The sequence below is a fragment of the Sphingomonas paucimobilis NBRC 13935 genome (assembly GCF_000739895.2).
Taxonomy (GTDB): domain Bacteria; phylum Pseudomonadota; class Alphaproteobacteria; order Sphingomonadales; family Sphingomonadaceae; genus Sphingomonas; species Sphingomonas paucimobilis.
The window spans coordinates 1-4,821 of sequence record NZ_BBJS01000077.2; the positions used below are offsets into that span (position 1 = coordinate 1).

Here is a 4,821-nt window from a genome sequence, read left to right on the forward strand (position 1 = left end):
CCTATGCGATCGGGATCAGCGGTGCGAGCCGGGAGCTGACGGAAGGGTTTGGCTCGCTGTTCGCCGCGGTCGTGCTGCTCTCGGTCGGGATTTGGATGCACGGCAAGGCGCAGGCCGATCAGTGGCAGCGCTATATTCGCGAGAAGATGTCGCGGGCGCTCTCGGGCGGGTCGGGCTGGTTCCTGTTCGGGCTGGCGTTCGTCGTAGTTTATCGCGAGGTCTTCGAGACGATCCTGTTCTATGCCGCGCTTTCGGCGCAAGGTGACAACGGGATGCTTCTCGCGGGGGCCGGGTCGGCGATTGGACTGCTCAGCCTGATCGCTTGGGCCATGCTTCGCTACAGTCGCAAGCTGCCGATCGCGCAGTTCTTCCGCTATAGCTCCTGGCTCATGGCGGTCCTGACCGTCGTGCTGGCGGGTAAAGGCGTCGCCGCGCTCCAGGAAGCCGGCCTTATCAACATCGCACCGCTCGCGGACGTGCCACGGCTGTCGATGCTCGGCGTGTTTCCCACTTGGCAATCGGTGCTGGCGCAACTCCTGATGGCGGTCGCCATTGCGGTCGGGTTCGCCTGGAACGGGCGCGACCGATCCCGCTCGGGTTCCGGCTCAGTGACCCTTGGTTCGAATTAGTGCAATGACATGAAAACCCTTCCGTGATAGAGGCAAGCTAGTGCGAGCCTTTTTGCCTTTCCTGACATGCCTGATGCTGGTCCTGACCAGCTTCTCCGGCATGGCCCATGCCGCCGATCTGGCGGGGGGAAGCATCGCGGGCATTGAGTTCACGGTCCATACCGCCGGTGACATCGATCAGGTGCCATCGGACTCGGACAAGAATGTCCCGCATCATCACAATTATTGTCACGGACACGACGTCGGCGCGCCTGCGCGCACGACGATGGAATATACCCCCGTCCTCACAGTGCCCAAGCCGACAATCTCCGCCTCTGCGTCGCTCGACGGCCGCACCGGCATGGTCCATTTGAGGCCCCCCCAAGCCTGACGTCCGATTTGGGCGTGCGTTGGCGCGCCCCTGTCGATCATCGTCAGGAGTCCTATTTTCATGAATCGTATCCTCGCGGCCATGCTGGCCGCAGCGTCTTGCGCCACGATGGCGCAGGCGCAGGTCGGACCGTCCGCGCCTGTTGCGCAGGATGCGCCGGTCTACACGCTTGACCAAGCGGTCAGTGCAGCGGGCGGTTCGGCCCCTGCTGCGGAAGCGGCGACAGCTGGAATCGACGCGGCCCGTGCAGGTCGCACAGTCGCCGGCTTGCGGCCCAATCCGGTGGTTCAAGGCCAAGTCGAGAATGTCATCGGCTCCGGGCCGTATCGGGGGGTCCGCAGCGCGGAAACCACGGTCGGCTTTGCGATCCCGATCGAGCTAGGCGGCAAGCGCGGCGCCCGCGTCGCGGTCGCCAATGCGCAATTGTCCCGGGCCGAGATCCAGGCCGCGATCATCGCGGCGGATGTCCGGCTTCAGGTAACGCAGCTCTATGTCGAAGCGGTCGCGGCCGATCGCCGGGTAATGACAGCCCGCGATCAGGCCCGGATCGCCAGCGATGCGCTGCGGGCCGCGAGCGTTCGCGTGCAGGCAGGGCGGGCATCGCCACTCGAGCAACAGCGCGCGGATGTCGCGCGTATCAATGCCGACGCCAATGTGGAGCGGCAGCTTCGCTTGGCCGAGGCGGCCCGCGCCAATCTGGCGCGTCGGATCGGACGGCCGATCGACGGCCTGCTCGATGACACGCTGCTCGATCGCCTTCCCGGTGTGAACGTCTATGGGCCGTTGGCACCGGTCAACACGACCGGCACACTCGCGCTGGCGGCAGCCAACGCGGATTTCTCCATTGCCGAAGCCGGCGTGCGGCTCGCGCGCGCCAATCGCGTGCCTGACCTGAACGTCGGGCCGTCGATCCGCCGCCTGGAAGCGACCAACGACATGGCGGCGGTGTTCAGCGTGTCGATCCCGATCCCGGTGTTCAACAATGGTCGCGCCGCGATTGCGCAGGCGACCGCGCAGCGGACCCAGGCGGATGCGCAGCGCCGCGTGACCGCGCTCGACATCGAACAGGCGATCACGGACGCGCAGGCGCAGGCGGCCAATGCCGCAACGACGGCTCGTGCGGCGTCGGGGCCGGCGCTGGCGGCTGCACAGGAGGCCGCCCGCATCGCGCGGATCGGCTATCGCGAGGGCAAGTTCGGCCAGCTCGAATTGCTCGATGCTGAACGCACGCTCGCCGAAACGCGGGTCGCCGCGATCGACGCGCTTGCCAATTACCAGAATGCCCGCGCGCAAGTGGAGCGACTGACCGCTCGTGCGCCCAATGGGGGGAATCAGTGATGAAGAGCTTTTATCTCGCGGGCGCGGCGTCGCTCGCCCTGCTCTTGGCTGCCTGCGGCGGCAAGGATGGCGGAAACGAGGCAACTGCCGAAGGCGCAGCTGCCAATGAGACGGCAGCGGGCACGGAAAAGGGCGGTGCTGAAGGCGGTCATGCCGGTGAAGGCGTCGTCACATTGGGTGCCGACCAGATCGCCACAGCGGGCGTCCAGGTCGGACGGCCGATCATCGGCGGGGCCGGGACGATCGAGCTGCCCGCGATCATCGAGGGCGACCCACAGGGAACGCAGGTCGTCTCGGCCGCAATTGCGGGACGCGTGGTCGCGCTCACCCGTAACCTCGGCCAATCGGTCGGACGCGGCCAGACCATTGCGGTCATCGAAAGCCGCGAGGCGGCGCAGATCAAGGGCGAGGTCGAGGCGGCGCGGGCGCGGCTTCAGCTCGCTAATTCGAACCTCGCGCGCGAACAGCGGCTGTTCGCGCAGAGAGTCTCCCCTGAACAGGATCTGATCGCCGCCCGCACAGCGGCGACGGAGGCGCGGATCGCCCTGACGCAGGCGCAGAGCATGGTTTCGGCGGCGGGTGTCGGCGGCGGCGGGCTCAACCGGCTCGGCATTGCCGCGCCGATCTCGGGCCAGATCATTGCGCGCCCCGTGACGCTGGGACAAACGGTCGCGGCGGATGCCGAACTCTATCGCATCGCCAACCTGAGCCAGGTGTCGATCGCGCTTAATCTCAAGCCCGAGGATGCGGGCCGGGTGCGTCCCGGCAATACGGTGCTGGTGAAGGCGGCAGGCCGTCAGGCGACCGCCCGCGTGACCTTCGTGTCGCCGGCGCTTGATCCGCAGACGCGGCTCGTGCCTGCGCTCGCCACCCTCGACAATCGCGGTGGCGAATGGCGGGTCGGCGAGCCTGTGACGGCAGCCGTGCAGCTCACGGGCAGCGGCGGGAGCGGGGCGGTCCGCGTGCCGACGACGGCGGTCCAGAGTTTCGAGGGCAAGTCGGTCGTGTTCGTGCGCACGCCCACCGGCTTCAAGGCGACCCCGGTCCAGCTCGGCGATGCGTCGGGCGACACGGTGATCGTCCGGTCGGGCCTGACCGGCAACGAACAGATCGCCACCACCGGAAGTTTCACGCTCAAGGCCGAGATCGGCAAGGGCGAAGCGAGCCACGAGGATTAAGCCATGATCGCCCGTATCGTAACCTGGGCGGTCGAGAAGCGCTGGCTAGTCCTGCTCCTCACCGTCATCGTCGCCGCCATCGGCGCCTTTTCCCTCTACCGGCTACCGATCGACGCGGTGCCGGACATCACCAACAATCAGGTCCAGATCAACGTCCGCGCGCCTGCCCTCTCGCCCGAGCTGGTCGAGAAGCAGGTGTCGTTTCCAATCGAAACCGCGCTCGCCGGCACCCCCGGCCTGGAATATACGCGCTCGTTGAGCCGCAACGGCTTCGCGCAGATCACGGCGGTCTTTTCGGACGCGACGGACATCTATTTCGCCCGCCAGCAGGTGGGCGAGCGTCTGCGGGGCGTGCAAGAGAATCTGCCCGACGGCGTGAACCCTGAAATGGGTCCGATCGCGACAGGCCTGGGCGAGGTGTACATGTACACCGTTCGTCTCGATCATCGCGAGGACGACAAGCACAAGCCCGGTGAACCGGGCCAACAGCCCGATGGCAGCTACATCACGCCAGAGGGCGAGCGACTGACGACCGAAGAGGACAAGGCGACCTACCTGCGCACCGCGCAGGACTGGATCGTGACGCCGCTTCTGAAGACCACACCGGGCCTCGCCGGTGTCGACTCGATTGGCGGTTACGCCAAGCAGTTCCTCGTCGTGCCCGACGTGCAGAAGCTGGCCTCGCTCGGCATCACGCTGACGGACCTGGGAAATGCGCTGGAGCGCAATAACACCAGCGTCGGCGGTGGCTTCGTCAATCGCAATGGCGAAGGTCTGGCTGTTCGCTCGGATGCGCTCGTTCGCAATGCCAGCGAGTTGGCCAGGACCGTGATCGCGACACGTAACGGCGTGCCGATCACGGTCGAACAAGTTGCGACTGTGAAGACGGGTCAGGCGATCCGCATGGGTTCGGCATCGGAGAACGGTACCGAAGTCGTCGTCGGCACGGCGATCATGCGGATCGGCGAGAACAGCCGCATCGTGTCGACCGCGGTCGCTGAGAAACTGAAGACGATCAACGCTTCGCTGCCTCCTGACGTCGTAATTCAGCCGGTGCTGAACCGCACCGAGCTGGTCAATTCGACGATCAAGACGGTCGCGAAAAACCTGTCCGAAGGCGCGGTGCTGGTCATCGTCGTGCTCTTCCTGCTGCTCGGCAACTTCCGTGCGGCCCTGATCGCGGCGTTGGTCATCCCGATCACCATGATGCTGACAGGCTTTGGTATGCTGCGCGCTGGGGTCTCGGCCAATCTGATGAGCCTTGGGGCTTTGGACTTCGGTCTGATCGTCGACGGCGCCGTCATCA

At 66.1% G+C, this 4,821-nt stretch carries 5 protein-coding genes; all 5 read left to right on the top strand.

The genetic code is table 11. The annotated features are described in order from the left end of the window. On the top strand, positions 1-629 hold a 629-nt coding region (locus SP6_RS19845; RefSeq protein ID WP_042469578.1), incomplete at its 5' end, for an FTR1 family iron permease. A gap of 73 nt (positions 630-702) precedes the next feature. Continuing rightward, the gene (locus SP6_RS19850; protein ID WP_017980802.1) at positions 703-999 is read left to right on the top strand and encodes a hypothetical protein; all 297 of its coding nucleotides are present in this window, start codon (positions 703-705) and stop codon (positions 997-999) included. Positions 1,000-1,059: 60 nt separating this feature from the next. After that, complete coding sequence (locus SP6_RS19855; RefSeq protein WP_004212875.1) at positions 1,060-2,337, top strand: TolC family protein; 1,278 nt, start codon at positions 1,060-1,062, stop codon at positions 2,335-2,337. Continuing rightward, positions 2,337-3,515, top strand: coding sequence for an efflux RND transporter periplasmic adaptor subunit (locus SP6_RS19860; RefSeq protein WP_004212877.1), 1,179 nt, complete (start codon positions 2,337-2,339; stop codon positions 3,513-3,515). Before SP6_RS19855 ends, SP6_RS19860 begins: the two co-directional genes overlap by 1 nt. Before the next feature lie 3 nt (positions 3,516-3,518). Beyond that, positions 3,519-4,821: efflux RND transporter permease subunit (locus tag SP6_RS19865; protein ID WP_042469577.1), on the top strand; the 1,303-nt coding region annotated here is incomplete at its 3' end.

What these genes read in the sequence shown, in the direction of transcription:
- SP6_RS19850 (WP_017980802.1), top strand. Translation starts at nt 703, where the DNA reads ATGCTGGTCCTGACCAGCTTCTCCGGCATGGCCCATGCCGCCGATCTG.
- SP6_RS19855 (WP_004212875.1), top strand. Translation starts at nt 1,060, where the DNA reads ATGAATCGTATCCTCGCGGCCATGCTGGCCGCAGCGTCTTGCGCCACG.
- SP6_RS19860 (WP_004212877.1), top strand. Translation starts at nt 2,337, where the DNA reads ATGAAGAGCTTTTATCTCGCGGGCGCGGCGTCGCTCGCCCTGCTCTTG.